Annotated in this window: 13 protein-coding genes; 10 read left to right on the plus strand and 3 right to left on the minus strand. The window is 47.2% G+C overall.

Features of this window, described 5'->3' with window-relative positions; all coding sequences use genetic code 11:
* Positions 1-73: 73 nt before the first annotated feature.
* The 3 genes from dnaE to ACT6R0_RS01490 all read right to left on the minus strand — a co-directional run bounded on the left by dnaE (position 74) and on the right by ACT6R0_RS01490 (position 5,857).
* On the minus strand, positions 74-4,585 hold the full coding sequence (gene dnaE, locus ACT6R0_RS01480) for a DNA polymerase III subunit alpha (RefSeq protein WP_444650647.1): 4,512 nt from the start codon (positions 4,583-4,585) through the stop codon (positions 74-76).
* A 272-nt stretch (positions 4,586-4,857) separates the two neighbouring features.
* Positions 4,858-5,244: an RNA recognition motif domain-containing protein gene (locus tag ACT6R0_RS01485; protein WP_444650649.1), complete on the minus strand. Its 387-nt coding sequence runs from the start codon at positions 5,242-5,244 to the stop codon at positions 4,858-4,860.
* 139 nt (positions 5,245-5,383) lie between these two features.
* On the minus strand, positions 5,384-5,857 hold the full coding sequence (locus ACT6R0_RS01490; protein WP_444650650.1) for a DUF6252 family protein: 474 nt from the start codon (positions 5,855-5,857) through the stop codon (positions 5,384-5,386).
* 229 nt (positions 5,858-6,086) lie between these two features.
* On the opposite strand from ACT6R0_RS01490, the gene ACT6R0_RS01495 reads away from it, so the two are divergent.
* The 10 genes from ACT6R0_RS01495 (at position 6,087) to ACT6R0_RS01540 (ending at position 19,409) form a co-directional block, all read left to right on the plus strand.
* Positions 6,087-6,644, plus strand: a complete 558-nt coding sequence (locus tag ACT6R0_RS01495; protein WP_444650652.1) for a 30S ribosomal protein S16 — start codon at positions 6,087-6,089, stop codon at positions 6,642-6,644.
* 13 nt (positions 6,645-6,657) lie between these two features.
* Entirely contained in the window at positions 6,658-7,188 is a 531-nt protein-coding gene (gene rimM, locus ACT6R0_RS01500; RefSeq protein ID WP_444650653.1) for a ribosome maturation factor RimM, read from the plus strand.
* Between the two features lie 119 nt (positions 7,189-7,307).
* A complete protein-coding gene (locus tag ACT6R0_RS01505) occupies positions 7,308-8,015 on the plus strand; it encodes a tRNA1(Val) (adenine(37)-N6)-methyltransferase (protein ID WP_444650655.1) in 708 nt (235 codons plus the stop codon).
* Positions 8,016-8,201: 186 nt separating this feature from the next.
* Complete coding sequence (locus tag ACT6R0_RS01510) at positions 8,202-8,627, plus strand: hypothetical protein (RefSeq protein ID WP_444650657.1); 426 nt, start codon at positions 8,202-8,204, stop codon at positions 8,625-8,627.
* A gap of 134 nt (positions 8,628-8,761) precedes the next feature.
* Entirely contained in the window at positions 8,762-9,844 is a 1,083-nt protein-coding gene (locus tag ACT6R0_RS01515; RefSeq protein ID WP_444650659.1) for an efflux RND transporter periplasmic adaptor subunit, read from the plus strand.
* 24 nt (positions 9,845-9,868) lie between these two features.
* The gene (locus ACT6R0_RS01520) at positions 9,869-13,078 is read left to right on the plus strand and encodes an efflux RND transporter permease subunit (protein ID WP_444650660.1); all 3,210 of its coding nucleotides are present in this window, start codon (positions 9,869-9,871) and stop codon (positions 13,076-13,078) included.
* A gap of 2 nt (positions 13,079-13,080) precedes the next feature.
* Positions 13,081-14,514 carry a TolC family protein gene (locus ACT6R0_RS01525; protein ID WP_444652303.1) on the plus strand — a complete coding sequence of 478 codons (1,434 nt, stop codon included), beginning with the start codon at positions 13,081-13,083 and terminating at the stop codon, positions 14,512-14,514.
* Between the two features lie 518 nt (positions 14,515-15,032).
* The gene (locus ACT6R0_RS01530) at positions 15,033-16,211 is read left to right on the plus strand and encodes an acyl-CoA dehydrogenase family protein (RefSeq protein ID WP_444650662.1); all 1,179 of its coding nucleotides are present in this window, start codon (positions 15,033-15,035) and stop codon (positions 16,209-16,211) included.
* Between the two features lie 262 nt (positions 16,212-16,473).
* Positions 16,474-17,259, plus strand: a complete 786-nt coding sequence (locus ACT6R0_RS01535) for a DUF3050 domain-containing protein (RefSeq protein ID WP_444650664.1) — start codon at positions 16,474-16,476, stop codon at positions 17,257-17,259.
* Between the two features lie 92 nt (positions 17,260-17,351).
* Positions 17,352-19,409, plus strand: a complete 2,058-nt coding sequence (locus ACT6R0_RS01540; protein ID WP_444650666.1) for a M43 family zinc metalloprotease — start codon at positions 17,352-17,354, stop codon at positions 19,407-19,409.
* Positions 19,410-19,436 lie beyond the last annotated feature (27 nt).

The following is a 19,436-nucleotide window of genomic DNA, read 5'->3' on the forward strand; positions in this document are numbered from 1 at the left end:
ATTAATAAACCAATGGATGTTAAACTTATATTAGATTTAGCTATGGCATCATAGACAAAATTTATTAGGAAATTTAATTCAGCCTGAAGGTCAGTTCCAGCTTGTCAAGTTCCTGTAATAACTCATTCGATATCTTTACTTTCAGCTTGCGGCTGGGCATTGTCAGCTTTGTAACGACCTGTATTTCCTCAACATCGGTTTCAATAAGGGCATTGATCTCCGGTGCGTCAAACTCGTCGTCGCCGTCTTCTCCGGTCACTTCAGCCAATACCGGTGCGGCAGCAGCTATCTCTACTTTTTTCTTAACTTTTTCCAGTTCCATTACTTCAAAGGTTACTGTATTGTCTCCCGAATTTTGGCGGAATATCTGGTTGAGCGTTTCAATGAGCTGTTCCTGCAATTCAACTACGTTAAATTGTATGATCAGCTTTTTGGCAAATGTTGTCAGTACGTCCTGCAGGTATTGGATCGCAATGAACTGCACCCTTGGGTCACCTTTTTTGCCTTCCTGATTTGTCCAGCCTTCTTTTACCAACACACGTATATAAGTAAAATTGTTCCCGATAAGGAAATGCCTGAATTTCAGGTATTCTTCGCCATAAATACGGAACTCATAGTTCTCGTCATACCCTTCCAGCACGAACGATGCCCAGCCTTTGCCGTTCTTGGCAACCTTATGCTGTACGTTCGATATGATCCCACCAAAGCTAAGGTTCTTGCCTACGTGCAGTTCCAGGCTTTTTAGCGCGTCAAGCCTCGTGTTGCAGAAGTACTTCATCTCGAACTTATAATCGTCCAGCGGATGCCCGGATATGTAGATACCTACTACTTCGCGTTCCTTGGCAAGCTTTTCCATAGTGGTCCATTCTTCACATGGCGGTACAACAGGTTCGGGTATCTGTACCTCACTGGTCTCCCCAAAAAGGCTTACCTGCGATGAGTTTTCATTCTCCTGGTATTTCGATCCATATCGCATTGCCTTTTCCAGGAAGGAAATGTTCTCGCTTACATCGGTATGGAAGTACTGCGCCCTGTGTGTGGTGTCAAACCCGTCAAACCCTCCCGCAAGGGCAAGGTTTTCAAATGCTTTTTTGTTGGCCGAACGCAGGTCAATGCGCTTAGCCATGTCGAATATTGATCTGTACCTGCCGTTCTTGCGGTTTTCTACAATAGTCTCTACCGCACCGGAACCTACGCCTTTTATGGCACCCATCCCGAAGCGTACCGCGCCTTGGTCGTTTACAGTAAATTTATAGTAGGATTCGTTCACGTCCGGCCCCAGTACCTGCAAGCCCATGCGTTTACACTCCTCCATAAAAAAGGATACCTGCTTGATGTCGTTCATGTTGTTCGACAGTACTGCCGCCATGTATTCGGCAGGGTAGTGGGCTTTCAGGTAAGCCGTCTGGTAGGCGATCCACGCATAGCACGTAGAGTGCGACTTGTTAAAGGCATAACTTGCAAAAGCCTCCCAGTCCTTCCATATCTTTTCCAGCGTGGCAGGGTTATGGCCCTTTTCGGCAGCCTGTGCTACGAATTTGGGCTTCATCTTATCGAGTACGTCCTTTTGCTTTTTACCCATCGCCTTACGCAATACGTCGGCCTCGCCCTTGGTAAAGCCGGCCAGCTTTTGCGACAACAACATCACCTGCTCCTGGTATACCGTAATGCCATACGTTTCTTTCAGGTATTCCTCGCAGGCATCAAGATCATATTTTATTTCTTCCTCGCCATTTTTCCTTCGAACGAAGCTCGGTATATATTCTAAAGGTCCCGGACGGTACAGCGCGTTCATGGCGATAAGGTCGCCAAACACTGTAGGCTTCAGGTCCTTCATGTATTTTTGCATACCGGGCGATTCGTACTGGAATATCCCCACCGTTTCCCCGCGCTGGAAAAGTTCGTATGTTTCCACATCGTCAATAGGGAAAGTGTCCGGGTCGAGGTCTATGTTAAAGCGGTATTTTACCAGCTTTACGGTATCTTTTATAAGGGTAAGCGTTTTCAGTCCGAGGAAATCCATCTTCAGCAATCCGGCACTTTCCACCACCGAGTTGTCAAACTGCGTAACATACAGGTCGGAATCCTTTGCCACCGAGACCGGGACAAAGTTGGTGATGTCCGATGGTGTAATTATTACCCCGCACGCGTGTATACCCGTATTGCGGAGCGAACCCTCAAGCACTTTAGCCTGCTGTATGGTTTCCGATGTAAGGTCGCCTGCATCGGCCATGCCGATGAGTTCCTGTACTTTTTCATATTCATCACTCCGAAGCGCGCCACGGAGGGCATTGCCATCGAGCGTGAATATTTTTGCCAGCTTCATGTTGGGTATGAGCTTGGCTATCTTGTCGGCTTCAAACAAGGGAAGGTCAAGTACCCTTGCGGTATCGCGTATGGATGATTTGGCCGCCATGGTACCGTAGGTAATGATCTGTGCCACCTGGCTGGAGCCGTATTTTTTTATCACGTAATCCATTACACGCCCGCGGCCCTCATCGTCGAAGTCGATGTCAATATCGGGCATCGATACACGGTCAGGGTTTAAGAAGCGCTCAAAAAGCAGGTCGTATGCAATGGGGTCAATGTTGGTAATGCCCAAACAGTATGCCACTGCCGATCCAGCTGCCGATCCACGGCCCGGCCCTACCGAAACGTCAAGTTCCCGCGCTTTGGCAATGAAATCCTGAACGATAAGGAAGTAGCCCGGGTATCCGGTGTTCTCGATGGTCTTTAATTCGAAGTCAAGGCGTTCCCTGATCGCATCGGTAATTACGCCATAGCGTTTTTCTGCACCTTTATAGGTGAGGTAGGCCAGGAATTTGTTCTCTCCTCGCTTACCTCCGTCGGCATCATCTTCAGCCACGACAAACTCTTCAGGAATGTCAAATTTCGGAAGGAGTACGTCGCGGTACAGGGAGTAGATCTCTATTTTGTCTACGATCTCCTGTATGCTCATTATCGCTTCCGGCAGATCTTTAAAGAGGTTCTTCATCTCCTCGCCCGGCTTGAAATAGTATTCCTTATTTGGTAGCCCGTAACGGAAACCCCGCCCGCGGCCTACCGGCGTTGCCAGCTTCTCGCCGTCCTTCACACAAAGTAAAATGTCGTGTGCGTGCGAGTCTTCCTTATTTACATAATAGGTGTTGTTGGTCGCTACAAGCTTCACGTCGTGTTTTCGTGCCAATGATATGAGTGACTGGTTCACGCGGTTCTCATCTTCCTGGCCGTGGCGCATGAGCTCGATGTAAAGGTCGTCGCCAAAAAGGTTTTTCCACCAAAGCAGCGCTTCTTCGGCCTGGTTCTCACCTATGTTCAGTATCTTGTTGGGGATCTCGCCATAAAGGTTGCCCGATAGCACGATGATGTCGTCCTTATATTGTTCAATGATCTTCTTGTCGATCCTCGGTACGTAATAAAAACCGGCTGTATATGCGATCGATGACATCTTAGCCAGGTTATGGTAGCCCTTTTTGTTCCTGGCCAGTAGCACGATCTGGTAACCGTTGTCTTTTCGGGTCTTGTCCTTATGGTCTTCGCAAACAAAGAACTCGCAGCCTACTATGGGCTTCATGATCACTTCGGAAGGCTCCTCGCCATTCTCGACAGCCGCCTTATTCTTTGCCTCGGCAGCCTTGTTGTGGTTGAGCACATTGCTCACAAAGTGGAATGCCCCCATCATGTTACCGTGGTCGGTCATGGCAACGGCGGGCATCTTGTATTTGGCAGCAGCCTTTACCAGGTCGGGTACGCTAATGGTGCTTTGGAGTACCGAAAATTGCGTGTGGTTGTGCAGGTGTACGAAATCGACATCTGCAATGTTATGGTGCTGTTGAGGTGTGGCGACTTGTGTCGTGTCGGCAGCCTTTAATTTTTCAAGCCTTAACCGTACCTCTTCCGAAGCTTTTTTCAGGTTGATGTGCTTCAGACCGATGAGCTGTATCGGCTGCGGGTTGGTTTCGCGGAATTCGTGAAAGTAGGTAGGGCGTACATCGAGTTCCTCCTGCCTGAAGGTTTCCCTTTTCAGCAATTCGAGGAAGCAGCGCGTGGTGGCCTCAACGTCGGCGGTGGCATTGTGCGCTTCGGAGAAAGGTTCGCCAAAAAGGTATTCGTGCAGCTCGGTAAGCGTAGGCAGCTTGAACCTGCCGCCACGCCCTCCCGGCAGTTTCAGCATGTCTGCAGTTATCTCGGTACAGGTATCGAGCACCTTCATCCCGGCCATGCTGTTCTCCATGCCAAAGCGATGGAATTCGCAGCCCATGATGTTCACGTCGAAGCCCACGTTCTGGCCCACGATGAACTTTGACCTGGATAAAGCGATGTTGAATTTGCCGAGTATTTCCCTCAGGTCATGCCCCTGCTCAAGAGCAAGGTCGGTCGAAATACCGTGTATGCGCTCGGCATCATAAGGTATGTTGAAGCCCTCAGGCTTAATGATATAATCCTGGTGCTCAATAAGGCGCCCCATGTCATCATGAAGCTGCCAGGCGATCTGTATGCAGCGTGGCCAGTTGTCGGTATCGGTAATTGGCGCGTCCCAGCGCTTGGGTAATCCGGTGGTTTCAGTGTCAAATATCAGGTACATAACCGGCAGGGATTTTAGTTGGAGAAACCCGTTTTGGGCAGATGTCCCAAAAATACGTTATTTGCGGGGAATGAAAAAATGGATTTATCAACAGGTGGCCCACCTGACCCCGATCCCTGTCCAAAGGAGAACGGATAAGTTCCACTCGTGCTAAATATTATTGCTTTAGGCTGGGCGAATACTTTAAGTATTCATTATTTTAAAGAGGGGTTCACGTTGAGGCAAAAAAAAACCACCCCGAAGGATGGTTTCTTGTGAATGCTTTATGCTTATTAGTAGCCGCCGCCACGGTTATAACCACCACGGTCTCCACCGCCACGGTTAAATCCGCCGCCACCACCACTACGGTTGTTGTCCCTGTTGAAACCACCACCACCGCTTGGACGGCTGTTGTTAAAGCTCCTTCTCTCACCTTCCGGTCTTGGCTCAGACTTGTTTACAACAATAGCCCTTCCCGATACGGTTGCACCATTCAGCTCGTCGATAGCTTTTTGGCCTTCTTCTTCGTTTGGCATCTCTACGAAACCAAAACCTTTACTCCTGCCTGTAAATTTATCAGTAATGATCTTTACTGAATCTACAGCACCATAAGCCTCAAAAGACTCTCTTAAATCTGCCTCCTCTAAACTGAATGGAAGGCTTCCAACGAATATGTTCATACAAAAATTAATTAATTTATTTTCTATTAGTGGTTTGTATCTCTACAAATATAATGTTATTTAGTTATAAATAGCACCAATATTTCAATTTAATAAAAATTTAATATATTGACTTAAAATCTATTGTGTAAAAATCGTGTTACGGAACTGCTGTTATTGGCACCCTGAAGAATACGCCCTCCTGGAAGTTTACAACGTCTCCGTCTTCATTCTCTGCGTTAAAATGGAAGAATCCAGTAATGTATCCTGCAGTAATGTTCGTTTCTGTCGGGTCAGCGCTTATGGTTATTTCGCCGTCGCCAATGCCTGCGCCTGTGCTGTAAAACATTTCTATCCCATCTACAGATAATGTATACGAAGCCTTGCTGCTATTGTCCGCACCAAGCTGGTAAACCCCCGGATTGATGTTCTGTGTCTTCAGCATAAGGGTTTCAAATCCGTTGTCAGCAGTTATGGTCAGGGTGTTATCCGCCCCTTTAACGGCTGTAAAATCGGTGGCTTTCCATAAGTCATTATCTTTAAGTGCCTGTACGGCAGGATTGTTGAATTTCACATCCTCTTCACACGAGGTAAAAGCGACCAACAGCACTATGAGTGATAAAATCTTTTTCATTATTAAATAGTTAGAAGGGGTAACTCAAATTTTACAACGACAAAAATAGTTTTTTATAGAATATATCCTAATCAAAATAGAATAAATCACAATAAAATTTAATATTTTTAAAATGACAACCAACAAAAGTTCAAAAAAGATCGGCGCTATTGTAATTGAATACTAAAGTTTTATATCTTTGCACCCTCAATTAACAGAGGTCGGGAACCTCAAAATTAATCTAAAGATCATGCCTGTAAAGATCAGACTACAAAGACACGGTAAAAAAGGAAAACCATTTTACTGGGTAGTAGCAGCGGACAGCCGCTCTAAAAGGGACGGTAAATTCCTTGAAAAACTAGGAACTTACAATCCGAACACCAACCCTGCGACCATCGAGCTTAACCTGGACAGCACTGTAGAGTGGCTGTGGAACGGTGCACAGCCTACGGATACTGCAAGGGCCATCCTTTCTTATAAAGGAGCACTATTGAAGCACCACCTTGAAGGAGGCGTACGCAAAGGCGCGCTTACCCAGGAGCAGGCTGACGAGAAGCTTACTAAATGGCAGGATGAGAAAGCAGGAAAAGTAGATGCTAAAGTATCTGGCCTTTCTAACGCTAAGGCTGATGCTAAAGCAAAAGCTTTTGAAGCTGAGAAAAAAGTGAACGAAGACCGTATTGCTGCTGCAAAACAGGCTGAAGCCGATATCATTGCTGCTGCTTCTCAGGAAGAGGCTGCTGCTGAAGGCGAAGAAACTGCTGCGGAAGCTTCTGCGGAAGAGAACACAGAAGAAACACAAGCTTAATTTTTTTGGTGTAATGCGTAAAGAGGATTGTTTCTATTTAGGCAAGATCGCCAAAAAATTTAGCTACAAGGGAGAGGTGCTGGCATGGCTGGATACCGATGACCCTGAGTTTTTCGAAAATATGGAATCAGTGTTTGTTGAACTCAACAATCATCTGGTTCCATTTTTTATTTTAGAGTCGCGCATCCATAAAAATGAATTCCTGCGTATCCGCTTTGAGGATATGACCAGTGAAGAGGAAGCCGACAGGATCATGGGCTGCGGAATTTACCTTCCGATCACCATGCTGCCGCAATTGGAGGGTAATAAATTCTACTTCCACGAAATTATAGGTTTTGATGCCGAAGACGAAAGGCTTGGCAACATAGGCAAGATCGTTGGTGTGAACGATACCTCCGCACAGGCGCTTTTCGAAATAAAGAAAGGCGACATCGAGATATTGGTCCCCATGATCGATGACTTTATTATTAAGGTAGACCGCGAGAATAAAAAGATCGTCCTGAATACTCCCGAAGGGCTCGTAGATCTTTACCTTAATAGTTAAAAAGTTTAAAGTTTCAAGTTGCCGATCGTTGAGGTAAATTATTGTTTCTTATTAGTCTATCATCTCTCACTTTATTCTCTCTCATCGTCTAACTATCGAATATCTAATAATCTTTCGGAATGTTCTCCTTCAAGCAATTCAATATACAGCAGGATAAGTGTGCCATGAAAGTGGGCACCGATGGCGTATTATTGGGGGCATGGGCACCGTTGGAGCATAACCCTTTTTCTGTTTTAGATATTGGTGCAGGTACGGGGCTTATCGCATTGATGCTCGCACAGCGCAGCCATGCTGAACAGATAGATGCGGTCGAAATTGATGATGAGGCTTATGAGCAGTGTGTCGACAATTTTGAGGATTCTCCTTGGGGCGACAGGCTGTTTTGCTACCATGCAGGCCTGGACGAGTTCATGGACGAGCCGGAAGATGAGTATGACCTTATTGTTTCCAATCCGCCATTTTACACCGAAGACTATACTTCGGGCGACGAACAACGCGATAAGGCACGTTTTGAAGCCTCACTGCCATTCGAGGACCTAGCGGAAGCAGCATCCTTGTTATTATCCGATATCGGGATCTTTGCCGTCATAATGCCTTATAAGGAAGAAGCACGCTTTTTGGCGATCGCCAAAGAGAATGAATTGTATCCTGTAAAAATTACCCGCATAAAGGGAACTCCGGGATCAGGGACCAAACGCAGCCTGATGGCATTCTCAAGGGCTCAAGGTGCCGATATAGCTATTGATGAGCTGGTCATTGAGACCGCACGCCACGTTTATACCCGTGAGTACATTGCCCTCACGCAGGACTTTTACCTGAAGATGTAATGAAGTCCTTTTGGCACATCGACAGATCTGCAGAACCTGAAAATTCCGTGCTATTTGCATTTTCCTTTAAATTAAATTCAAAAAAGAGAAAATAAGGTCCTGAACTCTAACGTTTTCGCGTTTTTTTGGATTGATTTTTGGAGTGAAACAGTTGTTTATTCCTAAATCCTTCCTAATTTTGTCCCTATGAAAAATAACCTGTTGCGATTTTACTTATGGCTTTCCATTATCCTCATAGGGGGATATGGCCAGTTATACGCGCATCAGGATGTTTCAGTTGCAGCGGCTAAAACCGCAGCAAACCAGGAGGGTGTTGTGGCTGCTTCACTTCACTGCCACGCGGCACTCATCAACTATGCTAAAGTCCATTTTGAAAAGCAGCAGGAAACCATCGAGTTGTCCCAAAATGAAAATGAAGAGGAGGAACTGTCTATCGGTAAGCTCCACTTTGTAAAAAAACAAATCACGCTTAACGATCATCGCCTAAGCGCTTATTATGCAAATGCTCCGGGCATCTTTACCGAAGATCCTGTAAGGCCTGCAATTTGCATACACCCTTTCCATTCCCTTTCTTCCAGGCAGTACCTACTGTTCAGGGTGATCAGGATTTGATCTGAACCGTGGCGACCCGCCGCGCATTCCCGTTCCCATTCATTCGTAGTTGAGGTTTTCCTCCGGATGGATCCAGTGCATACCCTTGCACATCCCCTTAAATCAAATCTAAACAAAATCGTATTATTTCAAATATGAAGAAGATCATCATGCTTTTCAGTGCATGCGGGCTATTGGCGCTTGCATCATGCCACTCAGAGAAAGAGCACAAAGAAGAACAGACCGAATTCCTTGCTACACAGCCTGTAGTAATGGATACCATAATAAACAAAGAGTATGTAGCCCAGGTTAAGTCGATACAGCACATTGAGCTTAGGGCACAGGAACGCGGCTACCTTGAGAAAATATATGTAGACGAAGGCCAGTATGTAAAGAAAGGGCAGCTTCTGTTCCAGATCATGCCAAAGCTGTATGAAGCTGAAAATGCACGTGCAAAAGCCGAAGCCAATTTTGCAGAGATAGAATATAAGAACACCAAACGCCTTGCAGAGAGCAATGTGGTGGCGCCGAACGAGCTTGCTATGGCAAAAGCCAAACTGGACAAGGCTAAGGCCGAACTTTCCTTAACTAATGCCCACTTGCAATTCACTCAGATACGTGCGCCTTTCGATGGTATCATCGACCGCTTCCATGTAAGGCTGGGAAGCCTTGTGGACGAGGGCGACCTGCTAACCGAACTTTCGGACAATAGCAAGATGTGGGTGTATTACAATGTGCCCGAAGCAGAGTACCTGGACATCCAGTCGAAGCTTAATACCGGCAAGAAAGTGAATGTGAACCTGATGATGGCAAACAACAAGATGTTCGATCATCCGGGTGTTGTGGAGACTATCGAAGCTGATTTCAATAATGAAACCGGTAACATTGCGTTCAGGGCTACTTTCCCGAACCCGAAAAGCCTGCTAAGGCACGGCGAGACCGGCAATATCGTTATGACCCAGCCATACAAAGCCGCAATGCTTATCCCTCAGAAAGCTACTTTTGAAGTGCTTGAGAAGAAATATGTATATGTGATCGATAAGAATAATGAGATCAAGTCGCGCGAGATAACCCTTGCAGGCGAACTGCCGCATATCTTCATCATAAGCAAAGGCTTGTCGACAGGTGACAAGATCCTCTTGGAAGGCCTCCGTCTCGTTAAAGAGAACGAAAAGATCAAATACAAGCTGGAAGACCCTAAGCATGTGCTGTCGCATTTAGAGCTGTACGCAGAATAATCAACACTTTAAATCCGAAACACAATGTTTAGCAAGTTTATACACAGGCCTGTATTTGCAATCGTTATATCTATTATGATCGTATTCATGGGTACGCTGTCCATCTTCAGCCTGCCTACCTCGCAATTCCCCGAAATTGCGCCTACCACAGTAAATATATTTATCGCTTATCCGGGCGCGAGTGCGGATGTATTGGTAAAATCGACGCTTATTACCTTAGAGAATGCTATCAACGGTGTGCAGGACGCACGTTATGTTGCCACCGATGCCACCAGTGCCGGTGAGGCCACGCTAAGGGTTATTTTTGAACCGGGCACCGACCCTAACCAGGCCGTTATACGGGTAAAGACAAGGGTAGACCAGGTAATGCCCCTCCTCCCTGAACTCGTACAGAAGGAAGGAGTGGTTATCACGCCTATCCAGCCGAGTATGCTTATGTACGTGAACCTCTATGCCAAAGACAAAAGCATGGACGAGAAGTTCCTGTACAACTATGCCAACGTGAACATGATCCCCGAGATCAACCGTATAAAAGGTGTAGGGCGTACGCAGATATTGGGTAGCCGTACCTACGCGATGCGTATCTGGCTGAACCCTGACAGGATGAGGGCCTACAACATATCTGTTGATGAGGTAATGAAAGCCCTTGGCGAGCAGAGCATCGTTGGCCGTCCGGGCCGTATCGGGCAGAGTTCGGGCATACAGGCGCAATCGCTTGAATATGTACTGACCTATAAAGGCCGTTTCAGTGAGCCTAAAGAATATGAGAATGTAATTATCAGGGCCAACTCCAGTGGTGAGGCCATACGCCTGAAAGACATAGGTAAGGCCGAGTTGGGCAGTGAGTTCTTCGATATCTATTCGAATCTCGATGGCCACCCGTCGGCATCCATTGTATTGAAGCAGAATTACGGCAGTAACGCGACCGATGTGATCGCGGCAGTTAAAGCAAGGCTTGAGGAAATGAAGGAAACCTTTCCGCCGGGAATGGATTATAAGATCAGTTATGACGTATCGCAGTTCCTTGATGCCTCGATAGAGCAGGTGATCCACACGCTCAGGGATGCGTTCATCCTTGTGGCCATCGTGGTGTTCATCTTCCTGGGTGACTGGCGATCAACGCTTATTCCGATATTGGCGGTTCCGGTATCATTGATCGGGGCGTTCTTCGCTATGCAGATGTTCGGGTTGTCAATAAACCTTGTTACGCTGTTCGCATTGGTACTTGCCATTGGTATCGTGGTGGATGACGCGATAGTCGTCGTCGAGGCGGTGCACGCCAAGTTTGAGGAAGATCCGCACATCACGCCTTACCAGGCCGTTAAAAAAGTATTGGGCGAGATCAGTGGCGCTATCATTGCGATCACCGCAGTAATGGTTTCGGTATTCCTGCCTATCTCGTTCATGTCGGGTCCTGTGGGTACGTTCTACCGCCAGTTCTCGATCACCATGGCGAGCTCGATCGTTATTTCGGCTATTGTTGCACTAACGCTTACGCCTGTTTTGTGTGCCATATTGCTTAAGAACCATCACGGCCACGAGCGCAAAAAGAACATCCTTACCAAAGGTTTGGACAAATTCAACCAGGGCTTTGATAAGATGACCGGTAAATATGTAGGCTTGCTGAGGCTTATTGTGAACAGGAAAGTAGTAACGTTCGGAGTATTGCTGGTTTTCTGTGCAGGTACGTTCTATATGAGTAAAATACTTCCGTCCGGGTTCATACCAAGTGAAGACCAGGGTACGATATATGCGATCATCCAGACACCTCCGGGATCTACACTGGAAACGACCAACCAGGTTTCGCAAAGGCTGCAGAAAATATGTGAGAAGACAGATGGCGTAGAATCGGTTTCGTCACTTGCGGGTTATGAGATCATGACAGAAGGCCGCGGATCGAACGCCGGTACCTGCCTTATCAACCTGAAGCCGTGGTCCGACAGGGAACATACCGTTGTCGAAGTTATGGAAGAGCTGGAAGAAAAAACACGTGGGCTTGGTGCCAAGATCGAGTTTTTCGAACCACCGGCCATCCCGGGATTTGGTTCGTCGGGTGGTTTCTCAATGCGTCTTTTGGACAAGAACACTACTACGGACTATGCCGACTTTGATAAGATCAACAAGAAGTTTATGGACGAGTTGGGCAAACGTAAGGAACTTACAGGCCTATTCACCTTCTTCGCGGCGAATTATCCGCAGTATGAGCTTGAGATAGATAACGACCTTGCGATGCAGAAAGGCGTATCTATTGGCGATGCCATGGAGAACCTTAACATTATGGTGGGTAGTACCTATGAGCAGGGCTTTATTAAGTTCAACCGCTTCTTTAAAGTGTATGTGCAGTCAGATCCTAAGTTCAGGAGATTGCCATCAGACATCCTTAATATGTTCGTGAAGAACGACAAGGGCGAAATGGTGCCGTATTCGGCTTTCATGAAACTGGTGAAAGGACAGGGCCCCAACGAGATCACACGCTATAATATGTATAATTCAGCCGCTATACAAGGCCTTCCGGCGAAAGGCTATACTACTGCTGATGCCATTGCTGCCGTAAAAGAGGTTGCCGAAAAACTGCCTAAGGGCTACGATATTGCATGGGAGGGCCTTTCGTATGACGAAGCCAACCGCGGTAACGAGTCGGTATATATCTTCCTTATCGTACTTGCGTTCGTGTACTTTGTACTTGCGGCGCAATATGAAAGCTTCATCATTCCGCTGGCGGTGGTATTCTCGCTTCCGGTCGGCGTATTCGGTACGTTCCTGGTACTCCAGTTAATGGGACTGGAAAACAACATCTACGCGCAGATCGGCCTCATCATGCTCGTCGGCCTCCTCGGTAAGAACGCGGTGCTTATCGTCGAATTTGCCGTCCAGAAGCGGCACGAGGGCTTCACGATATTCGAAGCCGCCATTGAGGGTGCCAAGGTGCGTTTCCGCCCGATCTTGATGACATCGTTCGCGTTCATTGCAGGGCTTATCCCGCTTATCATTGCGCATGGCGCGGGAGCCATAGGTAACAAGACCATTGGTGGCGCAGCGCTCGGTGGTATGCTTTTCGGGACCGTGTTCGGGGTGATCATCGTGCCGGGCTTGTACTACATCTTTGGCTCGCTGGCCGATGGCAGGAAGCTCATCAAGTACGAAGAGGATAGTTCGCTATCCGAATCACTGGTGCACCAGATAGATGATTTCTCACACAAAGAAGAACCCGATCAACCCAAAGACATAAAGTAATGATGGTTAAAAAGATAATATATACAGGCTTTTTTGCCGCATTAGTGGCAATGAGCGTAACATCGTGCAAAACGCCGGGCCTGACGCAGCGCGAGGAGAATAAGAACGTACCTGCGGGTTATGCGAACAACTCGCAGGACAGCACCAACATCGCGAAGATGAAGTGGAAGGAATATTTTACTGACCCGAACCTTGCATCCCTCATAGATGGTGCCCTGAAGAACAACCAGGAGCTGAACATCACGATGCAGGAGATCGAGATCTCTAAGAACGAGATCCGTGCTAAAAAAGGGGAGTACCTTCCGTTCGTAGGCCTTGGCGCCGGTGCCGGGGTAGATAAAGTTGCACGCTACACTAATATAGGTGCGATGGAAGCCACTACAGATATCAGGCCCGGCAAAGAAATGCCCGAGCCGTTGCAGGATTACAGGCTCGGTTTACAGGCCAACTGGGAGTTGGACATCTGGAAGAAGCTGCGTAATTCCAAAAAAGCGGCGGTAAACCGTTACCTGGCTTCTATCGAAGGAAGGAATTTCATGGTGACAAACCTTATTGGGGAAATAGCAAGCTCCTATTATGAACTGCTGGCCCTGGATAACCAATTGGCCATTGTACAGCAGAACATCGGCATACAGAACAATGCTTTGGAGATAGTAAAGCTGCAAAAGGAATCGGCAAGGGTAACCGAGTTGGCCGTGCAAAGGTTCCGCGCACAGGTGCTCAACACGCAAAGCCTGCAATATGACATACAGCAGAAGATCGTGGAAACAGAGAACAGGATAAACTTCCTGGTGGGCCGTTTCCCGCAGCGTGTGGAACGCAGCACGGGTGCTTTCACCGACCTTGTTCCCGCGGCAGTAAGAACAGGATTGCCATCGCAGCTGCTTGCCAACAGGCCGGACATCCGCCAGGCAGAGCTTGACCTAATGGCAGCCAAGCTGGATGTGAAAGTAGCGAGGGCGAGGTTCTATCCGTCGATAGGCATTTCGGCAGGGATAGGGTACCAGGCGTTTAATCCGTCGTACATTTTCAAGCCGCAATCGCTGATGTACAACCTTGCGGGCGACCTTATGGCGCCACTCATCAACAGGAATGCGATAAAGGCAGAATACTACAGCGCGAACAACAAGCAGGTGCAGGCGGTATACAACTACGAGAAAGCCATACTGAACTCCTATATAGAGGTAGCCAACCAGCTTTCGCGCGTTGGTAACCTCGAAAAGAGCTATGGGCTAAAGGCACAGGAAGTAGAGGCACTGAACCAGTCGGTGAACATATCCAACGACCTGTTCAAGTCGGCCAGGGCAGACTACATGGAAGTCCTGATGACACAGCGCGACGCACTGGAATCGAAGTTCGACCTGATAGAAACAAAATTACAACAGATGGAAGCGATGGTTGCCATCTACCGCTCACTGGGCGGCGGATGGAACTAAACCCTTTTGTTTAGTTGGTTTGAGGGTGAAGCCTCCGCGTTTGCGGGGGCTTCTTTTTTAATTTAGTGGTATGTCTAAGAGTAATCTGTTTACTATAGACTTTGGCAGGTTTTAAAAACAATGTTCGGAAAAATATAAAGCCATCTAAATGAATTAAATTGTACTTACTGATTTATACATTAAGCTTGTAATGTTTATATGCCGCTCCTCCGGAGCTAAAGAGGGGTTGGTTGACATTCATGCTATAAACATACCGTCCCTCCGGGACTCATCAGTGGCAGCCCCAGCGGGGCGGTATGTTTATATAAATGTTGAACATCAGTGGTTTAGAGCTCCGGAGGAGCGGCATATAAATTATTAAAAACCCTTCCGAATATTTATGTTTTAAATACCTGTCTTGTTAGGGATTATATTTGAAAGGAATAGTGAATCATTTAATTATCACTAAAAATCGCAACATAATTTTATTGATTTGTTAGAATACTTCGCTACTTTTGCCTGCAACAAAACAAATTATCATGAAACCTGATCTTTTCCAGGCACCTGACTACTACCTGTTGGACGAATTACTGACAGACGAGCATAAAATGGTGCGCGACGCTGCCCGTGAGTGGGTTAAGCGCGAAGTTTCCCCAATAATAGAGGACTATGCCCAAAAAGCGGAATTCCCGACACAGATCATTAAAGGCCTTGCCGACATTGGCGCATTTGGCCCATACATCCCTGAGGAGTATGGCGGAGCAGGCCTTGACCAGATATCCTACGGGCTTATCATGCAGGAGATCGAAAGGGGTGACAGCGGTGTGCGCTCAACGGCATCGGTACAGTCGTCACTGGTAATGTACCCTATCTGGAAATACGGCAACGAGGAGCAGCGTATGAAGTATCTGCCTAAGCTTGCTTCGGGTGAATTCATGGGCTGTTTTGGCCTTACCGAGCCGGATCATGGTTCTAATCCGGGCGGAATGGTGACCAATTTTAAAGATAAAGGTGATCACTACCTGCTGAATGGCGCCAAGATGTGGATATCTAACGCTCCGTTCGCCGACATTGCGGTAGTATGGGCTAAAGATGAGAGCGGCCGTATCCACGGGCTTATCGTAGAGCGTGGCATGGAAGGCTTCACTACTCCTGAAACACATAATAAATGGTCGCTTAGGGCTTCGGCTACCGGCGAGCTTATATTCGATAACGTAAAAGTACCTAAGGAAAACCTGCTTCCTAACAAATCAGGCCTTGGCGGTCCGCTTGGCTGCCTTGACTCTGCGCGTTACGGAATTGCCTGGGGAGCCATTGGTGCTGCTATGGACTGCTATGATACTGCGCTACGCTACTCAAAGGAACGTATCCAGTTCGACAAGCCTATCGGGGCTACACAGCTGCAGCAGAAAAAGCTTGCCGAAATGATCACCGAGATCACCAAGGCGCAACTGCTAACGTGGAGGCTGGGTGTTCTTCGCAATGAAGGCAAGGCAACATCGGCACAAATATCAATGGCAAAGCGTAACAATGTAGACATGGCGCTTACCATAGCCCGCGACGCACGCCAGATGCTCGGCGGTATGGGTATTACCGGAGAGTACTCGATCATGCGCCACATGATGAACCTGGAAAGTGTGGTTACTTACGAAGGTACACACGACATACACCTGCTTATTACCGGTATGGATGTGACAGGTTTCGCGGCATTCAAATAAAAAGGTATTATTATTCATAAAAAGGGGATGCAATTCAGTTTGTGTCCCCTTTTTAATTTTGTGAATATTCCACTTGTAGCAATAACTTATTAACAATAACATTTTCGTTATATTTATTTTCTTAAACCAGGTATTCGTGATCCAATAATTTAAGAAAATTCCCGTTAGTTTGAAATACGCAGGCATTATTTTTGCGTAGGTTTAATATGAAGGCGGCGTTGCGATATGGGCCGTGCTTCGTAAATTTGTAAAAACTATTGCTATGAACATTTCTACTATCAACAGCAGCATCCTGCCCCAAAGGGAACTGCTTCTACAGCACTCGCTATACAACAAAGTTAGGACCATTGACGACCTGAGGCACTTTCTTGAAGGGCACGTATATGCGGTTTGGGATTTTATGTCGCTGCTTAAAGCGCTGCAATCTAAACTTACCTGTACCACCACGCCGTGGCTGCCCGTTGGCAATCCCGAAATACGCTACCTTATCAATGAGATCGTACTTGCTGAGGAAACCGACCTGAATGTCGAAGGACATCGCCAAAGCCATTACGAAATGTACCTTGATGCTATGAAGGCATGCGGTGCCGATACTAACGCGGTTGAAACTTTCCTTGACGATGTCGTGGAGACGCAGAATATCTTTGTTTCCATCAGGAAAAGCAGCCTGCACGAAGATATTAAAGCCTTCCTTGATTTCACCTTCAGGGTCATCGACGAAGGGAAGCCGCACGAGATAGCGGCCGCGTTCACTTTTGGGCGTGAAGACCTTATTCCGTCGATGTTCACAGAGATATTGAGGAACTTTAAGCAGAATTTTCCGGAGATAAACCTTGACAAGCTTATTTACTATTTTGAAAGGCACATAGAGCTGGATGCCGATGAGCACGGCCCGATGGCAATGCAAATGATAAGCGAGCTTTGCGGCAATGATGCCCGCAAATGGAAAGAGGTCGAAGAAATTTCGCTGATGGCCCTCGATAAAAGGATCGCGCTTTGGGGTGCCATTGAAGATAACATACTCCATCAGGACCTTGCGTCCATATGATCTGATCCCGCTCATGCGGGATCTTTTATTGGCTAACTGTTTCTCTTTAACATATTTTTAGTTATTTTCGGCGCACTATAAATCATCGATCAATGAAACACATTTTTACTTTTTCAGCGTTGGCGGCAGCGTTAATTTTATTCTCGCCTGAAGCAGATGCACAACAGCAACCTGCCAAAAGATTTGGCAGGCCTGTAGAATTCGCAAAATGCGGCACTGCCGAATATGAAGCGCTCCTTAAGCGTAAGCAGCCGCAAAGGGCTACAACGGCACAGTTTGAGCAATGGATGGCTCCGAAAGCACAGCATGCTGCAGCAAGCCGCATTTGGAATAACCTTTTTACCAATAGCAGTACGTTCAGCACTAACGCAATTGTGACGATCCCTGTGGTCGTACACGTGATACACAATGGCGATGCAGTGGGGAGCAGTGAGAACATTGCCGAAGGACAGGTGCTTTCGCAAATTACGGTGCTCAACCAGGATTTTAGGAAAATGCTTAATACTCCCGGACATAACACCAACCCTGTAGGAGCAGATGCCGAGATACAGTTTTGCCTTGCGCAACGTGACCCGGCAGGCCTTAGCACTTCGGGCATCATCCGTTACGATCTGGGTTCGGAAGATGGCTGGGAAATGGAAGATGTTGAGGTGATGAAGACCCAGACACAATGGGACCCTACAAAGTACCTGAATATTTGGGTAGTAGATGAAATATTCATCGGAGGCTTTTTTCAATTGGCAGGATATGCACAATTCCCGCAGGATTCCGGCCTTGAAGGCCTTGAAGGCGGAAGTATTTCTGAGGCTGCCAATACCGATGGAGTTGTGATCGCTGCCAATTGTTTTGGTTCGTCGGTCCTATATCCCGGAGGCTTTTATATGGAAGGAAGGGACAGGGGAAGGACGGCAACCCATGAGATCGGCCACTTTTTTGGATTAAGGCATATTTGGGGTGATGAGCAGGAATGTATAGGTAACGACTTTTGCGCCGATACCCCTGTTGCCGCCGATGCCAACCAGGGATGCCCGGATGCAGGGTGGGATTCATGCCCGGATAACGATGGTGAGGACATGATCCAAAACTACATGGACTATACTGACGATACCTGCCAGAATATATTCACGCTTGGCCAAAAGGACAGGATGATGGCCGTATTGGCCAATTCGCCAAGAAGAGCCTCGCTAACCACATCTAACGGATGCGTACCGGGAGAAGTATTCGACCTTGACGGGTCTTTGAACATTCAGGGCGTGAATCCTGAATGTGCTACGACGATCACGCCATCATTGTCGTTTACCAACAGCGGAAATGTAACCATTACGACCGCAGCCATAAGTTACCGCATTGACGAGGGAACACCGGTGGTCTACAACTGGTCGGGCTCACTGGCGGCAGGCCAGCAGGAGACTATAGCGCTCCCGGAGATCGCTGTGCCCGATGGTGACCATACTTTCAACGTAGCCATTGTAACACTTAACGGAGGTGTCGACCAGGCTCCGGCAAATGATACCAAGACGCAGGCGTTCACCATTGTTACCGCTTACAATACTACGTCAGTTACCTTAACGATCCTGACAGACGATTGGGGTGATGATATCGTATGGCTGCTAATGGATGAAAATGAGGATCCGATACAAGGGAATATTAATATGAATACGGGTCAAATTGACTGGCTTAATGATAATGAGCTAAGTACATATGCGATACCTGTAGTTAATGGCCAATGCTATATGCTTGGAATATTGGATATAGGTGGCGACGGGCTTTGCTGTGCTAATGGTGAGGGCTATTACAGGCTCGAGACCGCTAACGGTACCATTATTGCCGAGGGTGGGGAGTTTGGCCAGCAGGTAATGCATCCTTTCAGGATCGATACCAGTATGGGTACGGGTGATGTGGCCAAAGCCCTTAATAACATAAAGCTATACCCTAATCCGGCCAACAGCGTACTTAATATCGCCCTTCCCGTAACGATGGCCCTTCCTGGCGGTTATACTGTATACAACAGCCTTGGCCAGGTAATGGATGCCGGCAGGTTCACATCAGCATCTCGATCGATCAATATTGCACAATATGCGAACGGAGTGTATTTTGTTAAAGTAGCTTCGGGCGAAAATTCAAAAACGATCCAGTTCATCAAATATTAAATAATGATCTGATGATACAAGAACCCC

Source organism: Flavobacterium sp., assembly GCF_052437795.1.
Lineage (GTDB): Bacteria > Bacteroidota > Bacteroidia > Flavobacteriales > Flavobacteriaceae > Flavobacterium.